Below are 25,568 nucleotides of genomic sequence, written 5' to 3'. Positions count from 1 at the left end.
AGCCCTCGGAGCCCCTCGGCGGAGGGGTGGGGGAGGGAATCCATGGGGAGGGAATCCATGGGCAAGTGTCCCGAAATAGGAAGGGACGTCCCAAAAAATGAGGACTTTTTCATAAAATCAAGTCAAGAAACCGTTAATTCTGAGAAGATGTTAATCCTACGGCGCTGGTGGGCTATGCTATAATTTCCGAGAGAGAAGCACGCCCGGGAGTTATTACATCATGAAGAACGGGGAGGTACACATGATCAGAGAAGGCAAATCAACGATTTGGCTGATGAGCGTCATGGTTTTGGGGTTACTTCTGCTAAGTTTCGGTCCGATGAGCGTCGTATCCACCGCGGAAGCGGCAACCGAGCATCAAGCTGCGATTAAGGTGAACGGCAAGATGGCGAAGCTGTCCGATCCGATCCTCGTCCAAGGCGGAAGAATGTATCTGCCGGCGGCTAGAATCGCCGCGTTGACCGGAGCGGAAGCAAGCTGGGACAATGATAATGAAGAATTAACGATACATACGGCTGCAAGCGATAAGGTCGTACTTGGCAACGGGGTTCCGGTCGTATATTTCAACGAGTTACGCTACCGGATGGATGCGCTTCCATTCACGCGTGACGGCAGGCTGTACGCGCCGCTTCGCGAGTTGGCGGAGCTGCTCCATGCCAGCTTCCAGAGCAGCGCGGACGGAGACACGATCGAGATTACCGTGGAGCCGCAGAAGGTCGTAGCGGATGGTTACGGCTTGGCCGAGGTTAGCGCGGATACAGGCATCGCCGAGGCGCAGCTGTTGAAGCGTAACGGTCTGGCCGCCAAGGCAGCCGTCAAGAACGGTATGAAGCTTGACGTCGTTATTCCTTCGTTCTTCGACCATCCAGTGGCTTCCTATACGGAGGAGGATCTGACGCTGTTGGCCAAGATCACGATGGTGGAGGCCGGGTACGAGAGCTACGAGGGGCAATTGGCTGTCGCGAACGTCATTATGAACCGGGTGAACAACCCAGCGTTCCCGGATACGATTAAAGGGGTTATTTACGCAGGCAAACAGTTCCCGCCAGCACACAACGGACTGCTCGACAAGAGCAAACCGCACGCCTCTGCTTATCGCGCCGCCAAGGACGCGCTGAATGGGAAGAACGTCGTCGGCAAGGCGGTCTATTTCTTCAATCCGGATCGTGCCAAAGGGTCGTACTGGTCCAGCATGAACGTCGTGGCAACGATCGGCAATCATAGTTTTGCGCAATAAGAGAGTCCGCTGCAGCTTCGAAGCTGCGGCGGGCTTTTTGGTGTTCATGGCGCTTATCCCGGCTTCGTTTTTCTTCGTCAACAAATAACGATCGACGAATACAGGATTCAACGATTTTTGCTCACGATGGCACAATTCGGAGAAGTTTGGGTTGGGAAGACGCGTTAAGGTTTGAGCGACTAGACCAGCTGCGCGCTTTATTGCTGCCGGCATGTCCGATCGAGAATGGATTCGATGCTTTCGCTTAGGCATGGCCTTTCGTTTACTACGGCGTTCGAATGACCGCTCTAGCGGCTGCGAGACAATCATTGATCGCCTTTCGGACCTCGTCCGGTTCCGTCATTTGAGGGAAATGTCCGCTCTTGAAGGCAATCCGCTGCTCTCCCCGGGCGCTCATTCGCGCATAATCCGACTGGTTGCGCTGACGAATCGCGAACGCATCCTCCGGCATCATCGGCGGGCGTTTGCCGCCGGTGAGCACGATGAGCGGCACGTCGGGGAAGGGGCCGGCCGCCGCGATTTGCTTCGCTGTCGCCTCCACATAATGGGTCTCCGACCATTGGCGCGCAGGGAAGAATCGGTCGAACATGCCGAGTATCCGATTAAGTCCTTTCACGATCGAACCTTGCGTTTGGTTAATGGCGAGGTCTTCCGGATGGCTGGCTTCAAGCAGCACGACGCCAACGACCTCATCCGGGTGCATCCGTGCGAACAAATTGGCGTACAATCCGCCGAGCGAATGGCCGACGAGCACGTAGGGCGGCTCTAGACGAAGACGCTGCAGCAGATCGCGAAGCGTACTTACAATCACGCGCCCGTCCTGCGGGGAAGACGGTTTGGCGCTGCTGCCGACGCCGAGCCGGTTATACGCGAGTGTGCGGGTCTGTTCAGCGATTGCATGATAGGTCCGCATCCAGCCCTCAATCGGCCCGCTGCCGCCATTGATCAGGATCACGGCAGGCGAACCTTCGCCGGACAAGGCGTATTCCATCGCGCCGACGCGGGTTTGAATCGTATTCTTCGGAATCGGTTTCATTCAAGGCACCTCGTTAAGGGGTTGTTTTCGCGCCTTCGAGCGTATCGCCGCGCACGGGTTTGACGCCGCTCTCGAAGGAGACGGGGATGGTGGTCGTAATCTCTTCCACCTTCGATGGCGGCGATACTTGAAAATGGATATGCGGCTCGGAAGAATTACCTGAATTGCCGCACTGGCCAATGAACTGGCCGGCCTGAACCCGGTCGCCCTCTTGGACGACGATCGAGCCATTCTTGAAATGGGCGATGGTGCTGAACTCTCCGCTCTCATGGCGGATGATGACCATATTGCCCGCCGGCTGGTCTTCGTTCATCGTACCTACGGGTACATTATCGGCGATGCCGTCGATAACCGCAACCACCACGCCGTCAGCTGGCGCCAGGACGTTCTGGCCGTAGGCAAAATAGCTTTCGTTCTTCGTCGGATCGCCTTGATAACTGAAGCCGTCCCGTTCCACGACCAGATCATATGCGTAGCGCACGGGCCCGTATTCGTAATGATAGTTTAAGAACGTATTGTGCCCGCCCCAGAACACGAGCCAGTCTCCCTCGAACGGCGGCCGGTAGTTCGTCTTCGAATAAGCGGTGTCGGTCGCGGGGAACGCTGCATGCTCCAAGATTTGAATGCCCGCGATCGTGGCGGTCTCGTCGAGCGCGGCGCTCAGCCCTTTCGTTCCGTCGGGATTAGCCCATACGAAATACTCGTTTCCGTTCAGCCGCATATCGCTCGTCAGCTCGAAGGATTGAATGTTCGCAGTGAACGGCTTGCCCATGGATCGAAATTGGTCGAGCGTTACGGCTTTCTTAAGATCGCCGCTGAACTGGGCATACAGCCGCTCGTACTCCCCCGCCAATAGACTGTCCGCCACTTCTTTCCCGCCGATCCGCTTCAGATTGTTGTCCTTGCCCTGAACCCCTTGATCACCTTCTTTCTCTTCTGGTTTGGCACTGCCCGCTTGCTCTTGGCTGCTCACTGTACTTGCCTCCTTCGTTGGTTCGTTCTCTCCCGCACATCCCGCCAGCACTAATCCGGCCGCTAGAAGCGGAATAGCGGATTTGACGGCAATACGCAGCTTGTTCCTCGCTCTGCTGATCATGGCGTCCTCCCTCTCATTTTTGTTTGACTTTAGTATATCGCGCCAAACTTACGTCCCCTTCAACGGGAGATGAACGCAGGCTTAACTTTTGCAGCTGGGATACTAGGAGAATTAAGGTAACGGTAAGATTGCCATTGGCAGGATGTACGATACAATACTAGTATCTCTTCCAATTGGGTGATGACAATGAAAGAAGCGAAAATTCTCATCGTCGACGACGAACGCGCGATCGCGGACATGATGGCCACCGTGCTGCGCAAGGAAGGCTTCTCGCACATCGACCTGGCGCACGACGGAGAAGCGGCGCTGGCCGCCTGCGAGCGGACGCGCTACGATCTTATCCTGCTCGATGTCATGATGCCTGGGCGCAGCGGTCTGGACATCTGTCCGTTCATCCGCGGGACGACGGATGCGCCGATCTTCTTCCTGACCGCGCGTTCTTCGGATTTCGATAAGTTGTCGGGGTTCGCCGTCGGCGGCGACGATTATATTACGAAGCCATTCAATCCGCTCGAAGTCGTCGCCAGAATCCAGGCTCAGCTGCGCCGATACCTGCAGCCGAAGAGGCAACCGCAGGTTCAGTCGGAGCCAAGTGATGTTCCGACGCCGTCCGGCCGATACGATTTTGGCCGGTTCCAAGTAGACGAGTCGCAGGCGACGCTGACGGTGGACGGTCAGCCGTCTCACTGCCCTGCGCTCGTGTTCCAGCTCCTTTTGTTCTTGTGCAAGCATCCGAACCGCGTGTTCAGCAAGAGCGATTTGTACCAGCGCGTATGGGGCGAGGATGCGTTCCACGACGATAATACGGTGATGGTTCATATTCATCGGATACGCGAACGGATCGAACGCAACCCGTCGAAGCCGGAGTATCTGGTCAACGTGCGCGGTCTCGGTTACAAGCTGATGCTGCCCAAAGGAGCGCGTTAACATGGTTCGAAGAAGATTGGCCGTCCGGTTCGGGCTCCAGCTGGCAGGCGCGGGCGCGCTGCTCGTACTGCTGGCGGTCGTCATCCTCTTTTGGATACTAGCCCGGTTCGAAGATTTCGAGATCCGGCGGAATTTCGCGCCGACCGGTATCTCCCGGCTCATCGCCGAGTCGCGAACGGACGCGAATGGATTGATCGCGGATCCCGTTCTGATGGCGCGGCTTCGCGAAGATGGCGGCTGGCTGCAAAGTCTGGACGAAGACGGCAACGTCATTCAGTCGTTCAACGCCCCGGGCGATCTGCCAACGCAATATGTACCCGGTCAGTTGATGGATTATTGGATCGGCGGCGCGCCGTATCCGTATCGGCTCGGGTTGTGGATTCAGGAGAAAGATGGCGTGATGTACACGCTATTATACGGGGCGAGGTCGCCGACCGAAGATTTGCTCGGCCGTCTCATCGACGACGGCAGGCTTGAAGGCGGCAGCTTGTCCTTCTCCGAGAGCACGCTCGCTATGCTTGAGCAGCGGCACGGATGGGTGCAGGTACTCGATCGCGAAGGGCGCGAACTAGGCGCGTGGAGACGGCCGGAAGAAGCGCCCAGGACGTACACGCTGCAGGACCTTGCGCTTCAGAGCGCCAATAACGACGGCATCGGCACACTGATGGATACGCGGTACGACAAGCGAACGGGCTATACGTGGGTGTATCAGTATCCGATGAGCGAAGCGCAGCGGCACACGATGCCGATTCCGGACATGGTGCCGGAGGCGCAGGTGATGATCGCGGGTCTTGCTGCTTTTCTGTTATGCGCGCTGCTGATCTTCAGCGTACTCTCCATCTGGTACGCGAATCGGTTCGGCACTCCGCTCATTCAAATACTGGGCGCGATTCGGCGGCTTGGCGGCGGCAATTACACGGAGCTTGTCCAGCAGCAGCCGAAGCGAAGACGCCGCTTGTTTCGTCTGCCTAGTGCCGGCAAGCGCGGCAATCGGATATTCGGCGAAGTGTTCGAGTCGCTCGAATCGCTGACCCGTGCGCTGCGCGCGGGCAAGGACGCGGCTGAGCGCACGCAGCGCACCCGCGAAGAATGGATCGCCGGCGTGACGCACGACATGAAGACGCCGCTCGCTTCGATCCAAGGTTATGCCCACATGATGGCCGCGGACAAATACAGCTGGACGGAGGACGAGATGCGCAAGTTCGCGACGGTCATTCTGGAGAAATCGGAGTACATGGATAAGCTGATCAACGACTTGTCGCTGACCTACAGGCTGCGAAGCGGCGATATGCCTGTCGTCTTCGAGGAATGGGATGCCCGTGAATTAATGCGCAAGGCCGTCCTTCGCGCCGCAAGGCAGCCTGGATACGACGGTGCAAGGGTGCGGTGCTCGGTCCCTTCGGCGCCCGTAATGGCGGAGCTGCACGAGCCCTGGTTCGAGAGGGTCGTCGACAATCTCGTCGCGAACGCATTCCTGCACAATCCGCCGGATACCGTTCTGCGCATCGCGATGACGCGAGGGGCGGATAACGAAAGCTGGCGCATCGATTTTGCCGATAACGGCCGAGGGATGAATGAAGAGACGGTCGAGCGATTGTTCGACCGTTATTACCGCGGATTGAATACGGAGAGCGGCGCCGAAGGCAGCGGGCTTGGGATGGCGATTGCCAAGGAGCTCGTTCAGGCTATGGGCGGCAGGATCGAAGCGCGCTCCGAGCAGGGACGCGGGACGGTCGTCAGCTTGATCTGGGACCGGAGCGCCGCTACGCGAATAATCCCGGAAGCCGCGCAGACAGGGAGGGATGCAAGTTGACGTTCAACACACCGTCCGTGCTCGTCGTGGACGACGATGCGGACATTCGCCGAATGATCGGCATCTATCTCCGTCAAGCCGATATCGACGCGGTGCTGGCCGAAGATGTCGAGGACGCGCTGCGTCGGCTGGCCGTACAGCCCGTCGGTCTCGTCTTGCTCGACATCATGATGCCGGGCGTCGACGGCTTCGAGCTATGCCGCCGGATTCGCGAATTGTCCAAGGTGCCGATCATGTTCGTCAGCGCCAAGACGGCCGACTGGGACAAAGTCCATGGATTGGACGTCGGGGCCGACGATTACATGACCAAGCCGTTCAGTCCGGCGGAGCTTGTTGCCCGCGTGAAGGCGCACTTGAGAAGAGCCGCATATAGCAGTGAACCGCCGAAGGAAGCGGCAGCGGACAGCGGGCTGCACGCCGGAATAGCGGTCGATCCCGAGCGCAGAAGCGTGACGGTATATGGTCAACCGGTCCGGCTAACCAAGACGGAATTCGATATTTTGTGGCTGCTGGTCCAACATCCGAACCGGGTCTTCCCGGCCGATGAAATATACGAGCGCGTATGGGGCGAACACGGTCCGGGCAGCCCTAACGCGGTTATGGTGCACATCTCGAGACTGCGGGAGAAGCTGGGTCAAATGAGCGGCGAATCGGAATGGATCGCGAACGTGTGGGGTGTCGGTTATAAAATTAGTGACGGGTTGGTTTCAAGGCATTAGAGCCAAATTTTACGGGATATTCGCGGGCAGCATAGCGGGAGCCGTCCTCACCATCGTGATCGTCCAATCGCTGCTCGGGCGATTCGCGGGATGGGATGCCGAACAAGCGGAAGAGCGGTATTCGTTCCTGTATGCCGCTTTCTTCCTGCTGCTCACGGTCATCTATTTCTACCTGCTCTCCCGCCGCATGCTTGCCAGAATCGGCGAGATCCGTCGGACGCTCGCGGTTATTCAGGCGGGCAATCTGGACGTACATATGACGGATGCCGCCAGCGACGAGATCGGGGAGCTCGCGCGGAGCGTGAACGCGATGTCCGCCAGCCTCCGGCATTCGATCGAGCGGGAGCTGCGTTCGGAACGGATGAGAAGCGAAATGGTCGCGGGCATTTCCCATGATTTGCGTACCCCGCTCACGTCGCTGAGCGGCTATTTGGGGCTGCTGCGCGGCAGCCTGCGCCACGATCTGGATGCAAGCGAGGAATACGCCGGAATATGCGAGCGCAAAAGCCGGGAGCTGACGGAGCGGATCGAGGAACTGCTCGCGTACAGCTTGCGTCAGTACGCGGCCATGCCGCTTCGTCGAGAGCTGATCAGCGCCCGCGCGCTGGCCGAGCAAGTCATGATCGATTTCATTCCTCGCACGGAGGAAGAAGGCGTGGAGTGGGTCATCGAGGGAGACGGGAGGGTGCTCGTATCGGCGGATCCGAAGCTGCTGGCGAGAGTGCTGCATAATTTAATCGACAATGGCTTGACGTACGGGAAGGAAGGCGGACTTCTTCGGATTACGATTCGCCATGCTGACCGCAAGCGGCAGGTGGAGCTGGCCATCATCAATTATGGCCCCCCGATCGATGTTCGCGATTTGCCGCATATTTTCGATTGGAACTACCGGGGGCGGGGCGCATCCGTGCCGCATGCGGATGGCAACGGCATCGGGCTTGCTAGCGCGCGACAAATCGCGGAGCTCCATGACGGAAGGCTCGAGGTCGCCAGCGACAGCCGAGAGACCGTATTTCGGCTTATCCTGCCTGTGCCGGAACGGGCAATTGATTAAGAATCGAAAGAAAAACGAAAGAAAACGCTCAGTCTGTCGAAAGATTGCTCCTGTAAGATGAATCGTAAATCTTATTCATCACAAAGGAGCAAGTGGCATGAGCAAAAGAATTCGACGGACGTGCAGCATTGTGAGCGGGACGCTGCTTGCGGCGATGGCCGCAGGCTGGGGGACGATCTTCTTCGGCGGAGGGCAAGCGGGCGCGCTCGCTTGGTGGCTGTTGATTGGCTTCGGGTTCGTCGGCGCGGGCACCCTGCTGCTCGTAATGGGGCTGCTAATCAGGGGCTTATCGACGAGAAGAAGCGTTACGGCAATGATCGGGCCGCTGTTCTTATCGATGGCCGCTGCGGCGCCGATTGGCATTCTATTCGGCGTATGGCCGGTTGCCTATCCGGCGAATCGCGCCGCGGTCGTGCCGGCGGCCGAGGTGCGGCTTCCTTTCCGGGAGCCGGCGGTGACCGGCTGGGGCGGGGACGATATCGCGCATAACCGGCACGCCACGTGGCCGATGGAACGTTGGGCGTATGATTTCATGATGGAACCGGCCTTGACGGGGAGCGACCGGCTGACGGATTACGGCATCTACGGTGCCGACGTTGTTGCGCCCGCGGCGGGGACGATCGTGGGCGCCTATGACGACGAAGCGGATCAGCCGCCCGGCACGGAGAATTACGATTCGCTGCTTGGCAACTACGTGTATTTGCGATTGAATGCGACGGGCACGTATCTTGTCCTGGCGCACTTGAAGCAAGGTTCCGTGCAGGTAAAAGAGGGTCAGCGCGTCGATGAAGGCGACCTCCTTGGGCAGTCGGGGAACTCCGGCGCCTCGAGCGAACCCCATCTGCACCTGCACCACCAGCGGCAGGATCCGTCCAAGACGAGCATGTATCTCAGCGAAGGATTGCCGCTATATTTCCGGGATGTCGACGGGCCGAGAATGCCGAAGGGCGGCATCGCGACCAAGGATGGCAAAGAGGTGCTCGCAGGCGATCGTCTCGCGCCGCTGACCCCTTAGGGGCGACAGCTCGCGCTTCGGATTCGTGAGCGCGTAAGCACGACGTGGGACGGCGCGCTGAAGCTCGGCACCATCGCGCACGTCGAACCGAAGTTCAGTACGGTTATGATGCGCGGACGGCCTTTGCGACGCTATAATGGTCTCGTGAGTTCGGATAGAGCCGATGGGGAGGAGCGAGCCGATGACGTTTGAATTGGACGAAGCCGTGGAAATTTTGGAGCGGACGCCCCGCTTGCTAGCGAGCCTGCTGTCCGGGTTATCGGATAGCTGGCTGCACGCACGGGAAGGGGAAGAGACGTGGAACCCGGTCGAAGTGCTGCTTCATCTAACCGAAGCGGAACGGACGAATTGGATTCCGAGACTGGAAGTGATCGTGCAAGATGGCGAAGCCGGCGCATTCCCGCCCTTCGACCGGTTCGCGCATCTGACTGACGGGCATGCAGATCCTGAACTGGGCCGCTTGTTAACTGATTTTGCAGCTATTCGCAAGCGCAATATCGCGCGTCTTCGGGAGCTGGTCGCATCCGGTGAGCTGCTGGAGCGAACGGGTACACATCCTGCATTCGGACCAGTGAAAGCAAGAGAGTTAATCGCGACTTGGGCGGTGCACGATTTGACGCATACGGCTCAAATCACGCGCGTGTTGGCGAAGCGGTACCAGACCGCAGTCGGTCCGTGGAAGGCATACTTAAGCATTTTGAAATAAGTTCCGACCAAGAAGGCGCTGCACGCTGCAGCGCCTTCTTCTTGTGCAATCATAGGCTGCTTGTTCGTTCGGCATTGCGCTCGATACGGTACTCCAGAGGCAGGTGCCGTGGGCCGAATGGGAATGCGGCGTGTTGAAGTGTCGCGGTTTGTGCTATAATACTGTTTATATGGTACACAATTACGCGTAAGTCGTAACCACGACGATGACCTGCAGGAGGAAAGCAATGGACGAGGAAACGATACAGAACGAACTGCCGCGCGGGGTGGCGCTCAGCTGGGGGATCGTCAAGGAGCCCCAGCGCGGTCCGAAGCGGGAGATGAACGTTAAGCAGATCGTCGATGCCGCGATCGCGATTGCGGATGCGGAAGGATTGGCTGCCGTCTCGATGAACAAGGTGGCGTCGTCGCTCGGATTTACGGCAATGTCGCTCTACCGGTACATCCCGAGCAAAGAAGATTTGCTGCTGCTCATGCAGGATGCGGTGAGCGAGATTGGCTTGGATGAGTTGATCCCGGAGGGGATGCCGTGGCGGGAGGGGCTGCGCGCTTATGTAAAGGCGATGATCCATCTTTTCCAGAGCCGTCCGTGGTTCGTCGAAATCCCGATTACCGGCGCGCCGATCACCCCGAATAATTTGAAGGTTGTCGACTGCGCGCTGCGCATCATGCGGGAGCTTCGATTAACCGATCCCGAGAAAATGTCCGTTATTTTGCTGTTAAGCAGCTATGCGCGCGCTTGCGGTATTCTGCAGCGGGATTTCAACAGCGCGGTGAAAGCCGGGATGTCGTCCGCTGCGTTCAGCGGCGCGCCTTACCAGAGCGCGCTCAGCAAGCTCGTAACCGCGGAGCGCTTTCCGGATCTGCATCCGCTGATGATCTCGGGTGCATACACGGGCACGGATGAGGATGCAGATGAGATGTTCAACGATTTTGATTTTGGCTTGGAGCGGATATTGGATGGCGTCGAGCATTACATGGCAGGTAAAGCATAAAAGCGAAGGCAGCTCGTTCTCCCGAATCATTGGGGAACGGCTGCCTTCTCTTTTTATAGGATATGCATCTAATACGTACAGACCAAGTAGCCGAAGTTGCCGGCAACCTCGCTGAACAAATTAAGCACGACGCTCCAGTCGAGCATAGCTGCCAGTGCGTTCTTAGCAAATTCAATCTAGACTGCCGGTCGCATCTTCCCGGTTATCTTACGCCTGCCTTCCGGCGGAACGCCCAGGCCGACCAGATGAGGGAGAGCAGCAAGATCAATAGGCACCAGCCGATCGCCAGCCAAGCCTGATTCCCGATCGGCGTGCCCGTAAGCAGCCCGCGCAGCGTCTCGATCACGGGCGTAATCGGCTGGTGCTTCGCCACGCCTTGCAGCCAGCCCGGCATCGTGTCGGTCGGGACGAACGCGCTCGAGATGTAGGGGAGGAACAGCAGCGCGAAGCCATAGCCGCTGGCGGCGGTCGGACTGCCCGCTATCAGGCCGATGGCGGCATACGTCCATGTCAGCGCGAAGATGAACAAGCTCACCATGCCGATGGCAAGCAGCCAGTCGGTGACGCCGGCACTCGGCTCGAAGCCGACGAGCAGAGCCACGCCGATGACGATGCCGGTCGCGAATAGGTTGCGGATCAAGCTGGCGGCCACATGCCCGGCGACGACGCTCATGCTGCTGATTGGCATCGTGCGGAATCGGTCGATGATGCCGGAGGTCATATCGTGCGCGACGTCGACCGCGGTGCTCGACGAGCCGAAGCCGGCGCATAGCAGAATGATGCCGGGCACGACGTAATTCACGTAATCGCCGCCGCGGTCGATCGCGCCGCCGAAGACGTACGTGAACAGTAGCATAAGTAGGGTAGGGAGCATAATAGCCATAATTAAAGCTTCGGAATTGCGCAGCGTAAGGCGCATGCTTCGTCCGATAAAGACAGCGTTCGTGGCGAGCAGCGACGGCATCTTGGTCTGGGCTTGCGGTTTCGTTATCATCATACGGTCAGCTCCTCCTTGGCAGTGGTTGTAAGCGCGACGAAGACATCATCCATGCTCGGCGTACGAAGTCGAACGCGCGTCTCGGGCGGCAGAGCGGGGAGCAGTTCGGCCAACTTGCGCTGCACGTCGCCGACCTGTCCGCTCGTCGGGATGGCATGCACGACCTCCTCGTTCGTGTTGACGAGCTCGATGACCTCTCCGCCGATAAGGGCTTTGAGCTCAGCGGGAGTTCCGGAGGCGATGATGCGTCCCGCGGCAAGAACGGCGATTCGATTCGCGAGCTTGTCGGCTTCTTCGAGATACTGCGTCGTCAGGAAGACGGTAATGCCTTGCTTAGCCAACTGAAGGATCATATCCCACAGAGCGCGTCGGCTCGAGGTGTCCAATCCGGTCGTCGGTTCATCGAGGAATAGAATCGGGCGCGGCGAGATCAGGCTGACCGCGAGATCAAGACGGCGTCTCATGCCGCCCGAGTAGGTTTTGACCCGTTTGCGGGCAGCGCCGTTCAGCTCGAATTGCGCGGTCAACTCGGCGGCGCGCGCCTTCGCTTCCGCGGGGCTGAGCCCAGAGAGACGGCCGATCATAACGAGATTCTCCTCGCCGGTGAGCGCGTCGTCTACGGCAGCGAATTGACCGGTCAGACTAATAGCGCGTTTGACCTCGTTCTTCTGGCGGACGGTATCCCATCCGGCGACGCGCGCCGTTCCCTCGTCCGGAGCGATGAGCGTGGATAGAATGTGGATCAGCGTCGTTTTGCCGGCACCGTTCGGTCCGAGAAGGGCAAAGATCGCACCTCCCGGCACGTCCAGATCAAGTCCTTTGAGCACCTCGTGCTTTCCGAAGCTTTTGCGCAGATTGCGAATTTCGATCGCGTTAGGCTGCATACGCCACACCTCTTTCTGTTTAATTGTTAAACAGTATATTTAATAAACAGTGTATATAATAAGCAATAAATGCGCAACCCAAATTTCAGCAAGGTTGTCCCGAGTTGTCCGCCTGCCTCTCTCAACCAATCTCATGAAGATTCGGAAATTCATGAGAGTCGACCGTTGAGCAGTCCCTTCTTTTCCGTTAAGATAAATGGATAAATGACGCTAGACGTAAGGAGCTGTTCTCCGCATGAAACGCGTAACGATCTTAATCGCCGACGACGAGCCCGAGATCGCGGATCTCATCGCCATGCACGTCGAGCAGGAAGGCTATCAGGTCATCAAAGTGTCCGACGGCGCATCAGCGCTGCAGGCGGTGCTTGCGAATCCGATCGATTTGGCCATCTTGGACATCATGATGCCGAAGCTGGACGGACACGAATTGACACGCCAAATCCGGGAACGTTACCGGTTCCCGATCATATTCCTTAGCGCGAAGGCGTCGGATCTTGACAAAATCACCGGCCTCGTGATGGGAGCCGACGATTATATGACCAAGCCATTCAATCCGCTCGAGCTGGTCGCAAGAGTGAATGCCCAGCTGCGCCGCGCCCTGCACTTGAACGCACCGTCCGCCGGGGCGAAGCCGATCATCGAAGCTGGCGGACTCGTAATCGACCCGGACAAGCGGACTGTTGCCTTGTTTGGCGCATCGGTCCTGCTTACGCCCAAGGAGTTCGACATCCTCTGTCTGCTGGCCGGTCATCCGAACAGCGTGTTCAGCGCGGAGCATATTTTCCAGCAGGTGTGGGGAGACGCCTACTACGAGAATGGCGGCGGCAACACCGTGATGGTGCATATCCGGACGCTGCGCAAGAAGCTTGGCGAAGATAAGGACAAGTTCATCAAGACGGTATGGGGAGTTGGATATACGTTCAATGGTTAAATCCAGGCGCAGCTTCCGGTCCAAAATGCTTGGGCTGTTCGGGCTGAGCATGCTGCTCTCCGGCCTGCTCACCTATTTGCTCTACAAAGGGCTGCAAAGTTATTATCATGAGCATGTGTTCGCGGAAGACCCGATCGTGCGATTGCGCCGGTTCATGAGCGAGGTTGGCGACGTCAATACGTTCATGGTCGTCTTTATTCCGCTGGCGGTTTTATTTTTCTACTTATTGTCCAAGCCGTACGCGGCGTATTTCGAGAAAATATCGAGCGGCATCCGCCGTCTTGCCGGAGGCGACTTCGCGACGCGCGTGGAGATCGACTCGGGCGACGAATTCCAGTCGATCGCCGAGGACATCAACCGGGCGGGCGAGAAGCTGAAGAACGCGATCGAGCGCGGCGACTTCGCGGAGACGAGCAAGGATCAGCTCGTGCTTAATTTGGCGCATGATTTGCGTACGCCGCTGACGTCGGTGCTCGGGTATCTGGATTTTATTCTGAAGAACGAGCAGCTGCCGCCCGAGCAGGCGAAGCATTACGCGATGATCGCTTACACCAAGTCGCGGCGGCTGGAGCGGCTGATCGAGGAGCTGTTCGAGATTACGAAGATGAATTACGGCATGCTCGATATCGAACGGCGGCCGGTTGATCTGAGCGAGCTGCTCTATCAGTTGACGGAGGAAATGTATCCGATCTTCGAGAACAACGGTTTGTCCGCCCGGATCGAGGTGCCGCCGCGCATCATTGTGGAAGGCGACGGCGCGATGCTCGCGCGGGTGTTCGAGAACCTGCTGTCGAACGCGGCGCGCTACGGAACGGACGGTCAGTTCGTCGACATCGACTGCGAGACGGATCACGATGCGGTTACGCTGCGGGTGACGAATTACGGCGATCATATCCCGGAACACGAGCTGCCGTTTCTGTTCGATATGTTCTACACGGGCGACCGTGCGCGCAGCCATCAGGGCGGGAGCACCGGACTTGGCTTATTCATCGCGAAGAACATCATCGAGCGCCATGGCGGCGTCATATCTGCTCGGAGCGACGTGACGCGGACGTCGTTCGAGGTGCGGCTGCCGTTGCGGCAGGACGGCCGAGGTGCTGGAAATCGAACCAACTTAAGAAAAATTTAAACAACAACCCACTTTCGATTTAAACACTTTTCATTAACCTTAAGAACAGACGGTTAAAGGAGAGAGTTTGGTGAAGAAGTGGGTTGTTTTGTTGTTGCTTGCCGTGTTGATCGGCAATGCCTATATGCAGCGCCATCGAGAAGACAAGAGCGGCGGACTTGCGAAGACGGATGAGCAGTCGACTGCGGTGGATTGGGAGAAGGGCGCCAGCGACGGCGATAGCGTCGGCGACGGCGACGGCAACGGCAACGGCGACTGGCGGACGATTAGGCTGACCGACGCGCAAACGTACGCCGGAAGCTTGATTCTTGTCAACTCGGCGCATCCGGTACGCGAGGATGGCGTTCTGGACGATATCGTTGCGCTAGCGGAACAGCCGGAGCTGACGTTCGGCTACGGGCTGTTGGAGGCGGACACCAGGCTTTCCGCGAGCGTGGCGGAACGGTTCCGCGACATGGTCGGCGCGGCGGCGGCAGACGGGGTCACGCATTTTCGCATTAGCAGCGGTTACCGGGACCAGGCCGAGCAGCGCCGGATGTACGAGCAGAAGGGAGCGGATTATGCGCTTCCGCCGGGCCGCAGCGAGCACAATACCGGATTGTCGCTAGACGTGGGATCGACGCTTGGCGAGATGGGCGGATCGCCGGAAGGGAAATGGCTCATCCGGCATGCCGCGGAGCACGGATTTATTCTCCGTTACCCGAAGGATAAGACGGAGGTGACCGGCATCCAGTACGAGCCTTGGCATTTCCGCTACGTCGGCTTGCCGCACAGCTTGATCATGGCGGAGAACAATTTGGCTTTGGAAGAGTACACGGCTTATTTGCGGAAGAAAGGCGGCATCCGGACCGACGCGGGAGGCGAACGGTACGAGATTCAAGTGGTCGCCGTGGACGGCCGTGCAACCGTGCGTGTACCGGCGGATGCCAAGGTCGAACTATCCGGGGATAATCAGGGCGGCGTCATCGTCACGTCCAGGCTGAACGAATAGGAGGAGCGTGTAATCATGGAGAACACAAGGGTGACAAGGGCGGTTAACGTCATGAACGTTGGTCAACGCGCGAAATGGCTGTTTTGGTTTGCGTTATTTCTTCTTTACGGGTATGGTCTCGTTAAAGTGATTTTGTTCAAATACGGCTCGGTGGACGCCGCGGTGCTCGGCCGACAGCTTCAGCTGGCCGTGGATAATCCGGAGCATGCGCTGAACAGGCTAAGTTTCGGCAATTTCACGCCGCTGGAGTCGATTACGCGGAATTTGCAGCGATTGTCCAACCGCAACGATGCGGTCAATCTATTCGGCAACATCGCGATTTTCGCGCCGCTTGGCGCTTTCGTCGGCTTGCTCAGCCGATGGAAGTGGATCGGCGCGACCGCGGTGTCGTTCCTGGTCAGTTTGTCGCTTGAATGCGCGCAGATCGTGTTCTCCATGGGGACGTTCGACGTGGACGATCTAATCCTCAACACGCTCGGCGGCTTGCTCGGCTATGCCGGATATCGGCTGTTCACCCTGCAGAATTGAACACCGAAAGTCGGGCCGGTCCGCTGGTCGAGGTGGTACGGTATAGAGGAGAGGAGGCGCGGAACTTGCTGGAGACAATGAATCGGGCGCTGGCGTACATCGAAGCGCATTTGACGGATGAGATCGACTATAAAGAGGCGGCGCGTCTTGCGCATTGCTCGGAGCACCACTTCAAGCGCATGTTCTCCTTCCTCGCAGGTATTCCGCTGTCGGAGTACGTCCGTCGCAGAAGGCTGACGCTGGCGGCGATGGAACTGCAGGATGAGTCGGTCCGCATTCTCGACGCCGCGCTGAAGTACGGCTACGAATCGCCCGATGCGTTCACCCGCGCGTTCGCGCAGCTGCACGGCGTTACGCCTTCCGAGGCTCGCAAGCGTGGACAGTCGTTGAAGGCATTCCCGCGCATGACCTTTCAATTGACCGTAAAGGGAGGAAGCGAGATGGAATACCGGATCGTAGAGAAGGATGCGTTTCGGATCGTGGGGATTATGCGGCGGGTGCCGATCGTGTTCGAGGGGGTGAATCCGGCGATCGCCGAGATGACGGGCACGCTTACACCGGAGTTGATCGCGACGATCAAGGGACTATCGGATACACAGCCCGCAGGGATGATTAGCGCTTCGACGAATTTCTCCGAGGAACGCATGGAGGAGAAGGGGGAGCTGGACCACTACATCGGAGCGGCGACAACGCAGCAGGCACCGGAGGGACTTGCGAGCTTGGAAGTTGCGGCCGCGACCTGGGCGGTCTTCACCGCCATCGGCACATTCCCGCAGGCGCTGCAATCGGTATGGGGGCGTATCTATTCGGAATGGTTCCCGTCTGCAGGCGCGGGCTACGAGCAGGCGGAGGGACCGGAGCTGCTCTGGAACGAGTCGCCGGATACGTCGCGCCCGGATTACCGCAGCGAGATTTGGATTCCGGTGCGGATGAAGCGTCAAGGCTAGGAGCCGTAAGGCTGACCAGGCAAACTAAACACGTTAAAACGGCTCCCGCGCATCGCAGCGCGTGAGCCGTTTTGTCGTTCATCCGCCGAGGCGCCGGACGAAGCTTTCCAAATCCTTCAAGTACCCGGAATCGAACAGGTATCGGGGGAAGAACACCGCATAGAAGGCGGCGCGAAGCTCGGACGCCGCATTCGCGCGCGTCAGCATCGCATGGTCCGCATCCGGCAGCTTCGTCACGGTCAGCAGGCCGGGAGGGACGCGTTGTCGGTAGACCCGCTCGGTCTCCGCCGCGTCCACGTTCAGATCTCGCCCGCCGAGCACGAGATGGATGGGCGTGCGAAAGGACGAGAGGCTGGCCGTTGCGTCCGCGCGAAAGTTATTCGCGACGAATTGCCACCGGTCGCGCGACATGCGCTGCCCCTTCTTGGCGATGCGAACGTAGTCCTCGTAAGATGAGCCGCGTTCCAGCAGCTGGTTGATACTCTTCTCGTAGGCGAGTTGCTTGCGAATATCCGCCTCTGCATGCCCCTCTCGTTCCATTAGACGGCGTGTATGATACGCGCCTTGAGAGAGCCAATTGATCGCGGGAGCGACCAAGATGCTGAACGCGATGTCAGGGTCGCGCTCCACCACGGAAGGGATGACCCATCCCGCCTGGCTTGCGCCCCATAGTCCGATCCGCCGAGGATCAATGATGGTCTGCCTGCGCGCCCACCTGATGGCCTGAAGCGTTTCCTCCGCGCGGTCGTCCATGCTTTGTTTCAGCCAGTTGCCTTCGGAGCCGCCGATGCCGGGCTTGCTGAGCGACAAGGAAGCGTAGCCGGCTTGCGCGAACGCTTCCCAGAGCGGCCTGTAGAACCCGTCGTACGACGCATCGGCTGGGCCGTCCCCGTGGACGAAGACGACGAGTCCGACCTTGCCGGCCGGCGTCTTCGGCATGATCAGCGTGCCGCGAAGCATGCCTTGTTCCGTTCGAATGGCGATCGGCTTCTCGACCATCTCGAAGTCGTGCTGCCAGACGATGAGCAGGACGGCCGCCGCGAGCGTTCCGGTCAAGAGAGCGGCCGTCCGCCGTATCCATTTTCGCGTCATTCCCAGACCTCCGATTCATGGGCGTCCCATGCCATGTAACGCCAATGGCTTTCCTTCAAGAGCATGCCGCTCCACATGCTGGACATTTCGCGAATCGTCGCGAAACCATGACGCTCGTACAGGAGGACCGCTCCCTTATTCGAACCCGCGACGTGAAGGGTCAGTCGTCCTAGGTCCGGGCAATCGCGAACATAACGTTTCGCCCAAACCAGGAGATTGCTGCCAATGCCCAAATTACGATGGCTGGCGCGTACGGCGATATGGTCGATATAACATTCGTGGAACTGCGGCTTATAATGCAGCAGGGCCATTCCGACGGCGAATTTGCAGGCTCTCCATACGCCATGCTCCCGTCGCAGCCCGTCTAGCGCCAAGCGCCAGCGCGTGCCGGCATTCGCCATGCCGCCCGCGCGGGTTAAGCCGATCGATCCGACGATATTGCCGTCCATTAGCGCGACCATGCGCATCTCGGCGCCGTTCTTATCCGGCACGCAGGCGGCGAGCGCTTCGGCCAAACGAAGTTCGTCGACGGGCAGGAGCGCTTGAAATTTGTCCCGGAACGAAGAGGCGATCAGTTGACAGGTCTCGCGGTGCATCTCCGGGCTTATCGGGACGATCGCGATTGGCGTTTGCTTCTCCATGCTCATTCTCCTCCAGGCAGGCTGAGGGCGAGTTGAATTTCATAGTGAAGCTTGCCGTTATCGAACATGGACATATACGAACGCTCGACCGCGACAACCGTGCCCGAGTGAGTGAGGCCTACTGCCGCCGCATAGCCGAGGAGATGCTCGATTTCGCGCTCCAGCTCGTCCTCTACGGCTATCGCGGCGCGTCGAACGAGGTAGTCGCCCGCCTCCAGAATCAGGTCCGCCGATCCGCCGGGAACGGCAGCGATGTAGAGCGCCGCTTCCCCATCCGCCTCGAAGACGAGGTGCAAATCGGTTTTGAATAGAGCGGTTCGGTTCGGCTTATGTGCCAACAGACTTCGGGCGTCGAACGTCTCCTTGCCGGGCAGCGCGATCCAACGAGTTAGTATGCGCTTCTCTAACCTCTCGATCGCATTGTCGGGGGGATTGCCGGCATGTTTCCAAGCCGCTCTACGCTGCAACAGCTCACCGGTGAAGCCGCGGAGCCGCTGCAACCGCTCGATATCCGCCTCGATATGCGTGATAGACCGGTTCAGCAGCGCTTCGTAATCCTCGGCCGCGTAAGAAGCAAGAGCAACCCGGATATTCGAGGCGGGTACTTCCAGCTCGCGCAGCAGCAGAATATGGGATAAGCGATAAATTTCCTCGATCCCGTACATCCGGTAGTGATTGTCGCCGGTATATGCCGGGTTCAGGATGCCTTTCTCTTCGAAGTAACGGATTTGATGAATGGACACGTCCATCAACTTGGCTAATTCGCTGATCGTGAGGTAGGTTTGCATTGGATATAGCTCCTTTCGTTCATTTGGCAGCTAAGTTAACAATAAACCTTAGGTCAGACCTAAGGTCAACAAAGAATTGACAAAATTTAACGGGGTGCATTATTCTATATTCAAGGTGTTAGTTAGTACTAACACACATTGATAATGACGGGCGTGGGTACATGACGTTATCGCAAAGCAAAGACAGCAAAGAGCGGTTAATGGCAGCCGCCATCGAACTGATGGCAAGCCGAGGCTACAAGGGAGTATCGACCAAGGAGATCGCATCGGCGGCCGGCGTCAGCGAGATGACGCTGTTTCGCCAGTTCGGCAGCAAGAAGAATTTGTTGGATCAGGCAGTCGACCGCTATCATTACGCGGCGGAGATGGAGCGCTTCTTCCAAGACGCAATCGTATGGGAATTAAGGGCGGACCTGACGCGGATCAGCCGGTTGTATCATGACATTATGCACCGCAACCGCCACCTGTTTCTGATCGTGCTGAAGGATGACGAACTGACCGACATCCGGGAGCGGGCACAGCAGCATCCGCGCAAGCTGCTGGCACTGTTGACAGGGTATTTGGCAGATATGCGCGAACGCCAAGCCGTGACCGACATGGATGTGCAAGCCCAGGCAATTGCGTTCATGTGGATGAATTATGGAGCTTTCATGGCGGGCTTGTTCGGCGCTTCGCCGATTGCGGATCGGTCGATGGAATCGATCCTCGCAGGCGGGGTGGATTCATTCGTGCGTGCGTGGTCGGCGGTGCCGGAACAATCAATTTGAGCAAGGGAGAAGGATATCATGGGGAATGATCGGTTGAAAGACGGCAAGCTGGGATTAACCGCCGCGAGCGGATATCAGATTGGCGTTCGTCGGACACTGCCTTGGTCGCAGGAGCAGGCATGGGATTTCCTGACGTCGCCGGAGGGACTGCGCCTGTGGCTGGGCGAGGTTGCACCGCCGCGTTATCAGGTCGGCGAGACGTTCGAGGCCGCGGGAGGCGTGAGCGGCGAGTTTCGCGTCGTGAAGCCGTTCGAGCAGCTGCGCCTGCGTTGGAAGCGCGCGTCTTGGGGGACGCCGTCAACCTTGCAGATCCGGCTGCTAATGGCGAAGAGCGGGACGACGGTCAGCTTCCATCAGGAGCAGCTGGCTAGCGCGGAGCTGAGGGAAGAGATGAAGACGCTCTGGGAAGATGCGCTTGGCGCGATGATGGTCAGAGCCAACGAACAATAGAGAGAGGTGGATTAATATGAACCGATTTAGCCACATCGATCTGCGCGTGAACAATCTGGAGCTTGCGCTGCCTTTCTATGAGCGGCTGCTGCCCGAGTTAGGTTTTACCCGAGCCTACCATAGCGCAGATTGGAAAGTATTCGCAGGGGAAGGCGAGCTGCCGAGCGTGCCCTATTTCGCGATTACGGAGGACGCAAGCCATCGGCCATGCGCGAATCTGATCGGCTTCTGGGCTGACGATAGAGAGGAAGTCGACCGGATTGCGGCGTTGGTGAAGGAGGCGGGCGGCAAATTGAACGACGGGCCGCGGCTGTTCCCGATCAGTCCGACGTATTATGCCGTATACTTCGAGGACCCTTGCGGCAACAAATACGAGATCGTACACCGGCTGAACTGAACTCAACAACATGAAACGTCCCGCTAGCCTGTACGTAAAGTAGGGAACCGGGCGGCAGCCCGGGCTAACATTTGCGGGAGGTATTGAATCATGGGTTTGTTTGATATGTTTAAAGGCGATAAATCGACGGAAGGCATGACGCCGCATTTCGCGTTCGCGACGTCGCTGTTGTACATGATGAAGTCCGACGGCGAGATGGACACCGAAGAGATCGGCCAGCTGCTGGCCGTGCTTGGCGGCGAATCCAATAACGGGGTCATCGGCGTCGGTGCCAACAACCGCGCGCTGCTGGACCGGGCGCTCAAATATACGCGTTCCAACTCCGTTGATTCGTTCCTGCGCGAAGCCGCGCCGGTCCTGACGGATGCCCAGAAGATGTGTATCCTCGTCAACCTGGTCGACTCGTCCCTGGCAGATGGCGAGCCGGAGCGCGAAGAGCAGGAGCTGTTCGCCAAGTTCCTGGCGGCGTTCAATATTACGGAAGAGCGTTTCAAGCCGTTCTTCGAAGTTATCGTCCTCAAGAACGACCGCTCGGTATTCATTAATCAGAACCATCCGATGAACCAGCCGGGCTATCAAGTTACCCTCGGCGTGTAAGAGAACGAATCCATCGACCGGCACGTCCCCGAAGGGCAATCCCGTCAGCGTTAATTAACCTGACGACATTGCCTTTCAGGGACGTGTTTTTTTATTATTGGGGATGGGCGTCTGTGAAGAAGATGGAATGTTCTGGAGGTAGATGCAGAAATGGGTAAGACGCGGAAGGTATTACAAACCGCATTGCTGATTGGATTAGCGGCAGCGACCATCTTGGCCGCGGGCTGCGGTCCGCAAGCTCGTTCCGCCGCAACCGGGAACGAAGCGTCCGGCGATGCGAAGACGCAAGCACAATCGAGTACGAACGAGAAGGCGGCTGAAGACGCCGGCGAGGAAGGCGCCTCGGACGGCGAACAACCAGCAGACCCCGTGCCAAGCGACGAAGGGACGGAAGTCGTGATTCCACCCGTCACGCTGCCGGAGCGGAACATTACGCTGTCGCCGGAGCCCAACGGCGCGCTGCTCCAAATCGGGGAGAAGAAGCAGCTGTTCGATTGGGTGTATACGACGCCGAGAATGATACTTCCGCAGGAGCAGGTAACCGACTACGACCAAGACGGCAATGACGAGCTGGCCGTCGTGCTGCACGTCGGCTCGGGGACGGGGGTAGCGATCGACGAGCTGCATATCGTTGAATTCGAAGGTGTGGAAGCGAAGTCCGACGATTCGGGCGACAGTCCCTTTGTCGACCACGTCTTTACCGACGAGGATTATCGCGCTCAGTTAGAGAATTCGTTGGCGTTCAAGACATCCACGGAAGATGGCGAGCTGTTCGGTTATGTGACGCTGGATAGCACGACGACGAAAGTGAGCTTGAAGCCGTTCCAGACCGGTTATAACGGCGAAGTGACCGGGGAGCTTGGCTATGGCGCGATTGTACGATTCGAAGCCGTTAATAACAAGTTAACCGGAACATTCGCAGTAGGCGTCGTGATCGAGAACGTAGTTGAGCCCCAATATTTCGGACAGATTAAGGCAGACGTCGGCTATAAGGATGGAAAATTCCAGCTTGAGGGCTTCCAGTTCATTGCGGATGAATAGAGCCAATGGTGGCTTGTAACCAAAAGCAGCGACGTATTCGCTCCAGGGTCCGCAACAAAATAGCGACAACTAATAGCTGCACGAAATGAAACAAGCCGCGCTCTCCCAAGCCACTGCAGGGAGAGGCGGCCTTTTGTACGTGCGCCGAACAGTAGGCAGTAGACGATCATAAGCTTGTCGTAGGCGTTACGCGCGTTTGGCTCCAAGCGCTCTCGTGTCCGCAAGCCATCTCTCCCGGCGCTCCGCGGTCGATGACCGCACGGGGCTAATCTCCGTTATCCGCACGGGCGTAATGCCGCAGAACTTCAGAATGTTGTTGCGCATGACGCGGTGGCCTGCATGGCGGTAGATCCACCGGTTGTACCAAGGCGGCGTGTCCATGGTGACGATCAAGCGGGCGGTTTTGCCGGTCAGCAGCTTATCCCACAGCTGGGAGTTATCGCGATACTTGAACGCGAAGCCGGGCAGGAAGACGCGATCGATGAAGCCTTTCAGCAGCGCGGGCATCGCGCCCCACCAGGTCGGGTAGACGAATACGAGATGGTCCGCCCAGCGGATCAGCTCCTGCGCTTCCTTGAGCTCCGGCTCTAGTTCGGTCCGCTGCCGATAACCATAGGCCAAGTTCGGATCGAAGCGTATAGCGCCAAGGTCTATACGGCGCACGTCGGCCTGGCTCTCTGTCGCGCCGGCGGCGTATGCCCCTGCCAGTGCGGCGCAGTAGCTTTGCGCGTCGGGGTGGCCGTTGATGACGAGAATGTTCATGGTCGTGTTCCTCCTTCGGGTGCTTGCAATGTGTTATCCTTGCAATAAGCATAAAACGAACTTGGGCCGGCGGGTATGATGGAACGCGCAAGGTCGGCTGCGAAATCGCGCAAAGGAGGGTGGTCGGTAGTGGGATCGCCGGATATTTCAATCTCGATGGTGTACCCGGTCATGAAGGCCATCATGCATAAAGGGTTGGATTGGGAGGCGTTCTGCAAGGACGCAAGCTTCGATGGCGGACTGCTGCAGGACCCGGAAGCGCGCATCCCGGGCAGCGAGCTGGAACGGATTATGATCGCGGCGGCGGATTATACGGGGGACGACCATTTCGGATTGAACCAGGGGCTAATTACGGATATTGCGGATATGGGCATATTAGGATACGTCATGATGCATTCGCGCACAGTCGAGGGGGCGCTGACGGCTTATCGGCGATACAACGACATCCTGTGCAGCGGCTTCAATCTGGAATCGGCGACGTCCGGAGAGGAGCTGCGCATCCGATTGGTCCTGGAGCATCCCGGCCAGATGGCCCGGCATTGCGCGGAAGATATGGCGAGCTCGTTATTCTTGCTGCTCGGCAAGCTGGCGAATCGGCGGACTCCGCTGCTGCGCGTCAGCTTCGCGCATGAGGCGCCTGCGGTTATAGAGCCATACCGGCATGTGTTCGGGCTGACGCCGTCGTTCGGCGCTCCGCACAACGAATTGGTGCTGCCGCTGGGCGTGCTGGACGCTCCAGTGCTATACGCGGATCCCAAACTGCTCGGGATCTTCGAGAGCGTTGCCCGAGATACGAAGCTCGGGTTGACCAAGCACGAATCGTTCACACGGCGGACCGAACAATGGATCGGCGCCTGTATGCCTGCAAGCTTCCCGAGCCTCCAGCAGACGGCAGATCATTTCGGCCTAAGCATGCGTACGGTCCAACAGAAGCTGAAAGAGGAGGGGACCTCGTATCAGGCGCTGTCGGCACGCGTCCGCCGGGAGCTGGCGATCGCTTATTTGCGCAAGCCGGGCTATTCCGTCGGGGATATTGCGTACGCGCTGCATTTCTCGGAGCCGAGCGCTTTCCAGAACGCGTTCAAGAAGTGGACCGGGTTCACTCCGGGCCAATACCGGGCGCAAGCTGGCCTTAACGGATGATTGCGTGAACCTACCGAATCCGCTATATTATAAAGTCATAGGAGGTGGTAAGGATGGCAAGTCGCGATTGCCGGGTTCCATCCACTCATGCAAAGCCACGACACAGAGGCGATACTTTGCATGGGGCGTTAATGTAAGAGATTATCGCCTATATAAGCTGGCATCGTTTCTAATGGTGGCTTTGCACCTTATTTGACAGGCACGAACACCCAAAATAAGGAGCTGACCAGGAATGGGACCATTTATTAGAAACCACCACTTTAACTTTATTAAGAAACAAACGGCTATCGTACAGCAAGCACTGCGGACGAGCGCGGATCCGAAAATCGTGCAGACGGTCCGAAGCAGCGCGGTCGCGAAAATCACGGAGCAGTTCCCGGAGCTGCAAGATGCGCAGCGCGAATTGCTCGAAGGATTGGCGGAAGCGAAGACGGCCGAGGATTTTCAGACGTATCTGCGTACGCTGGAAGCGCTGATCGGCGTGTTCCCCGATGTGAGCGAGGCGGGGATTCGCAAGCTGTTTCCGAAGAATAAGAAGCTGAAGGTGCCGGATGTCGGGTCGATCGATCGCCGTTTCGTCACCTATCTCGGCTGGCACGACATCGCCACGGGCAAGATGTTCGTGGTCTACGACTATAACGGACGTATCGTCGGCATTGAAGGCAAGTTCACGCCGTCGCACAAGAAGAGCTATTGCTTCGTGTGCAACAAAGTGAGCGAGGTAGGCATGTTCTCGGCGATCGCCAAGTCCAAACCGGCCAAGGCTTCGCCCGACTATTACAAGGCCGTGGGCAATTACATGTGTACGGATGCGCACGCGTGCAACCAGAACGTGGCGGAGACGGCGCAGCTGGAGCGGTTCATCGGCAGCGTCGTGGATTAGCAG

General features: G+C 58.2%; 28 protein-coding genes. 20 read left to right on the top strand and 8 right to left on the bottom strand.

Annotated elements, in window-relative coordinates; genetic code table 11:
* Positions 1–220 precede the first annotated feature (220 nt).
* A complete protein-coding gene (locus tag ACFFSY_RS28915; RefSeq protein ID WP_377500751.1) occupies positions 221–1,237 on the top strand; it encodes a cell wall hydrolase in 1,017 nt (338 codons plus the stop codon).
* 265 nt (positions 1,238–1,502) lie between these two features.
* Here ACFFSY_RS28915 and ACFFSY_RS28910 read toward each other — a convergent pair whose 3' ends face one another.
* Positions 1,503–2,273 (bottom strand): alpha/beta fold hydrolase, encoded by a 771-nt coding sequence (locus ACFFSY_RS28910; protein WP_377500749.1) that lies wholly within the window; start codon positions 2,271–2,273, stop codon positions 1,503–1,505.
* Between the two features lie 13 nt (positions 2,274–2,286).
* Entirely contained in the window at positions 2,287–3,369 is a 1,083-nt protein-coding gene (locus ACFFSY_RS28905; protein WP_377500747.1) for a M23 family metallopeptidase, read from the bottom strand.
* A gap of 186 nt (positions 3,370–3,555) precedes the next feature.
* Between ACFFSY_RS28905 and ACFFSY_RS28900 the strand changes: the two genes are divergently transcribed.
* The 7 genes from ACFFSY_RS28900 (at position 3,556) to ACFFSY_RS28870 (ending at position 10,597) form a co-directional block, all read left to right on the top strand.
* Positions 3,556–4,296, top strand: a complete 741-nt coding sequence (locus ACFFSY_RS28900) for a response regulator transcription factor (RefSeq protein ID WP_377500745.1) — start codon at positions 3,556–3,558, stop codon at positions 4,294–4,296.
* A gap of 1 nt (position 4,297) precedes the next feature.
* The gene (locus tag ACFFSY_RS28895) at positions 4,298–6,109 is read left to right on the top strand and encodes a sensor histidine kinase (protein ID WP_377500743.1); all 1,812 of its coding nucleotides are present in this window, start codon (positions 4,298–4,300) and stop codon (positions 6,107–6,109) included.
* Positions 6,106–6,828 carry a response regulator transcription factor gene (locus ACFFSY_RS28890; RefSeq protein WP_377500741.1) on the top strand — a complete coding sequence of 241 codons (723 nt, stop codon included), beginning with the start codon at positions 6,106–6,108 and terminating at the stop codon, positions 6,826–6,828. The genes ACFFSY_RS28895 and ACFFSY_RS28890 overlap by 4 nt, the downstream gene beginning before the upstream one ends.
* Positions 6,803–7,882: a sensor histidine kinase gene (locus tag ACFFSY_RS28885; protein ID WP_377500739.1), complete on the top strand. Its 1,080-nt coding sequence runs from the start codon at positions 6,803–6,805 to the stop codon at positions 7,880–7,882. Before ACFFSY_RS28890 ends, ACFFSY_RS28885 begins: the two co-directional genes overlap by 26 nt.
* Positions 7,883–7,979: 97 nt before the next feature.
* Positions 7,980–8,897, top strand: a complete 918-nt coding sequence (locus ACFFSY_RS28880) for a M23 family metallopeptidase (RefSeq protein WP_377500737.1) — start codon at positions 7,980–7,982, stop codon at positions 8,895–8,897.
* 181 nt (positions 8,898–9,078) lie between these two features.
* On the top strand, positions 9,079–9,603 hold the full coding sequence (locus ACFFSY_RS28875) for a DinB family protein (RefSeq protein WP_377500736.1): 525 nt from the start codon (positions 9,079–9,081) through the stop codon (positions 9,601–9,603).
* A 226-nt stretch (positions 9,604–9,829) separates the two neighbouring features.
* Entirely contained in the window at positions 9,830–10,597 is a 768-nt protein-coding gene (locus tag ACFFSY_RS28870; protein WP_377500734.1) for a TetR/AcrR family transcriptional regulator, read from the top strand.
* Positions 10,598–10,799: 202 nt separating this feature from the next.
* Here the strand turns inward: ACFFSY_RS28870 and ACFFSY_RS28865 are convergent, their stop codons facing one another.
* Together ACFFSY_RS28865 and ACFFSY_RS28860 are read right to left on the bottom strand one after the other, a co-directional pair.
* Positions 10,800–11,591, bottom strand: coding sequence for an ABC transporter permease (locus ACFFSY_RS28865; protein WP_377501548.1), 792 nt, complete (start codon positions 11,589–11,591; stop codon positions 10,800–10,802).
* Positions 11,591–12,478, bottom strand: a complete 888-nt coding sequence (locus ACFFSY_RS28860; protein WP_377500731.1) for an ATP-binding cassette domain-containing protein — start codon at positions 12,476–12,478, stop codon at positions 11,591–11,593. Before ACFFSY_RS28860 ends, ACFFSY_RS28865 begins: the two co-directional genes overlap by 1 nt.
* Positions 12,479–12,713: 235 nt before the next feature.
* Between ACFFSY_RS28860 and ACFFSY_RS28855 the strand changes: the two genes are divergently transcribed.
* The 5 genes from ACFFSY_RS28855 (at position 12,714) to ACFFSY_RS28835 (ending at position 17,004) form a co-directional block, all read left to right on the top strand.
* Complete coding sequence (locus ACFFSY_RS28855) at positions 12,714–13,409, top strand: response regulator transcription factor (RefSeq protein ID WP_377500728.1); 696 nt, start codon at positions 12,714–12,716, stop codon at positions 13,407–13,409.
* Positions 13,402–14,538: a sensor histidine kinase gene (locus ACFFSY_RS28850; RefSeq protein ID WP_377500726.1), complete on the top strand. Its 1,137-nt coding sequence runs from the start codon at positions 13,402–13,404 to the stop codon at positions 14,536–14,538. The genes ACFFSY_RS28855 and ACFFSY_RS28850 overlap by 8 nt, the downstream gene beginning before the upstream one ends.
* 70 nt (positions 14,539–14,608) lie before the next feature.
* Entirely contained in the window at positions 14,609–15,529 is a 921-nt protein-coding gene (locus ACFFSY_RS28845) for a M15 family metallopeptidase (protein WP_377500724.1), read from the top strand.
* Positions 15,530–15,544: 15 nt separating this feature from the next.
* Positions 15,545–16,057 carry a VanZ family protein gene (locus tag ACFFSY_RS28840; RefSeq protein WP_377500722.1) on the top strand — a complete coding sequence of 171 codons (513 nt, stop codon included), beginning with the start codon at positions 15,545–15,547 and terminating at the stop codon, positions 16,055–16,057.
* A gap of 77 nt (positions 16,058–16,134) precedes the next feature.
* Entirely contained in the window at positions 16,135–17,004 is an 870-nt protein-coding gene (locus ACFFSY_RS28835; RefSeq protein WP_377501546.1) for an AraC family transcriptional regulator, read from the top strand.
* 78 nt (positions 17,005–17,082) lie between these two features.
* Here the strand turns inward: ACFFSY_RS28835 and ACFFSY_RS28830 are convergent, their stop codons facing one another.
* The 3 genes from ACFFSY_RS28830 to ACFFSY_RS28820 are packed head-to-tail and all read right to left on the bottom strand — an operon-like array spanning position 17,083 to position 19,525.
* Positions 17,083–18,096, bottom strand: a complete 1,014-nt coding sequence (locus ACFFSY_RS28830) for an alpha/beta hydrolase family protein (protein ID WP_377500720.1) — start codon at positions 18,094–18,096, stop codon at positions 17,083–17,085.
* Positions 18,093–18,737, bottom strand: coding sequence for a GNAT family N-acetyltransferase (locus ACFFSY_RS28825; RefSeq protein ID WP_377500718.1), 645 nt, complete (start codon positions 18,735–18,737; stop codon positions 18,093–18,095). The genes ACFFSY_RS28830 and ACFFSY_RS28825 overlap by 4 nt, the downstream gene beginning before the upstream one ends.
* 2 nt (positions 18,738–18,739) lie before the next feature.
* Complete coding sequence (locus ACFFSY_RS28820; RefSeq protein WP_377500716.1) at positions 18,740–19,525, bottom strand: MerR family transcriptional regulator; 786 nt, start codon at positions 19,523–19,525, stop codon at positions 18,740–18,742.
* Positions 19,526–19,686: 161 nt separating this feature from the next.
* Between ACFFSY_RS28820 and ACFFSY_RS28815 the strand changes: the two genes are divergently transcribed.
* The 5 genes from ACFFSY_RS28815 (at position 19,687) to ACFFSY_RS28795 (ending at position 22,777) form a co-directional block, all read left to right on the top strand.
* Positions 19,687–20,292, top strand: coding sequence for a TetR/AcrR family transcriptional regulator (locus ACFFSY_RS28815; RefSeq protein ID WP_377500714.1), 606 nt, complete (start codon positions 19,687–19,689; stop codon positions 20,290–20,292).
* Between the two features lie 18 nt (positions 20,293–20,310).
* Positions 20,311–20,742 (top strand): SRPBCC family protein, encoded by a 432-nt coding sequence (locus ACFFSY_RS28810; protein ID WP_377500712.1) that lies wholly within the window; start codon positions 20,311–20,313, stop codon positions 20,740–20,742.
* A gap of 16 nt (positions 20,743–20,758) precedes the next feature.
* The gene (locus ACFFSY_RS28805; protein WP_377500710.1) at positions 20,759–21,139 is read left to right on the top strand and encodes a VOC family protein; all 381 of its coding nucleotides are present in this window, start codon (positions 20,759–20,761) and stop codon (positions 21,137–21,139) included.
* A gap of 90 nt (positions 21,140–21,229) precedes the next feature.
* A complete protein-coding gene (locus tag ACFFSY_RS28800; protein WP_377500708.1) occupies positions 21,230–21,736 on the top strand; it encodes a tellurite resistance TerB family protein in 507 nt (168 codons plus the stop codon).
* A gap of 150 nt (positions 21,737–21,886) precedes the next feature.
* Positions 21,887–22,777 carry a hypothetical protein gene (locus tag ACFFSY_RS28795; protein WP_377500706.1) on the top strand — a complete coding sequence of 297 codons (891 nt, stop codon included), beginning with the start codon at positions 21,887–21,889 and terminating at the stop codon, positions 22,775–22,777.
* Positions 22,778–22,963: 186 nt separating this feature from the next.
* Here ACFFSY_RS28795 and ACFFSY_RS28790 read toward each other — a convergent pair whose 3' ends face one another.
* Positions 22,964–23,539 (bottom strand): NAD(P)H-dependent oxidoreductase, encoded by a 576-nt coding sequence (locus tag ACFFSY_RS28790; RefSeq protein ID WP_377500704.1) that lies wholly within the window; start codon positions 23,537–23,539, stop codon positions 22,964–22,966.
* A gap of 129 nt (positions 23,540–23,668) precedes the next feature.
* On the opposite strand from ACFFSY_RS28790, the gene ACFFSY_RS28785 reads away from it, so the two are divergent.
* Together ACFFSY_RS28785 and ACFFSY_RS28780 are read left to right on the top strand one after the other, a co-directional pair.
* Positions 23,669–24,682, top strand: coding sequence for an AraC family transcriptional regulator (locus ACFFSY_RS28785; protein WP_377500702.1), 1,014 nt, complete (start codon positions 23,669–23,671; stop codon positions 24,680–24,682).
* 232 nt (positions 24,683–24,914) lie between these two features.
* Positions 24,915–25,565, top strand: coding sequence for a FusB/FusC family EF-G-binding protein (locus ACFFSY_RS28780; protein WP_377500700.1), 651 nt, complete (start codon positions 24,915–24,917; stop codon positions 25,563–25,565).
* The last annotated feature ends 3 nt before the right edge of the window (positions 25,566–25,568 follow it).

It is taken from the genome of Paenibacillus aurantiacus (genome assembly GCF_042431225.1).
Classification (GTDB): Bacteria; Bacillota; Bacilli; order Paenibacillales; family Paenibacillaceae; genus Paenibacillus_Z; species Paenibacillus_Z aurantiacus.
This window is presented reverse-complemented; position numbering and strand designations above follow the sequence as displayed.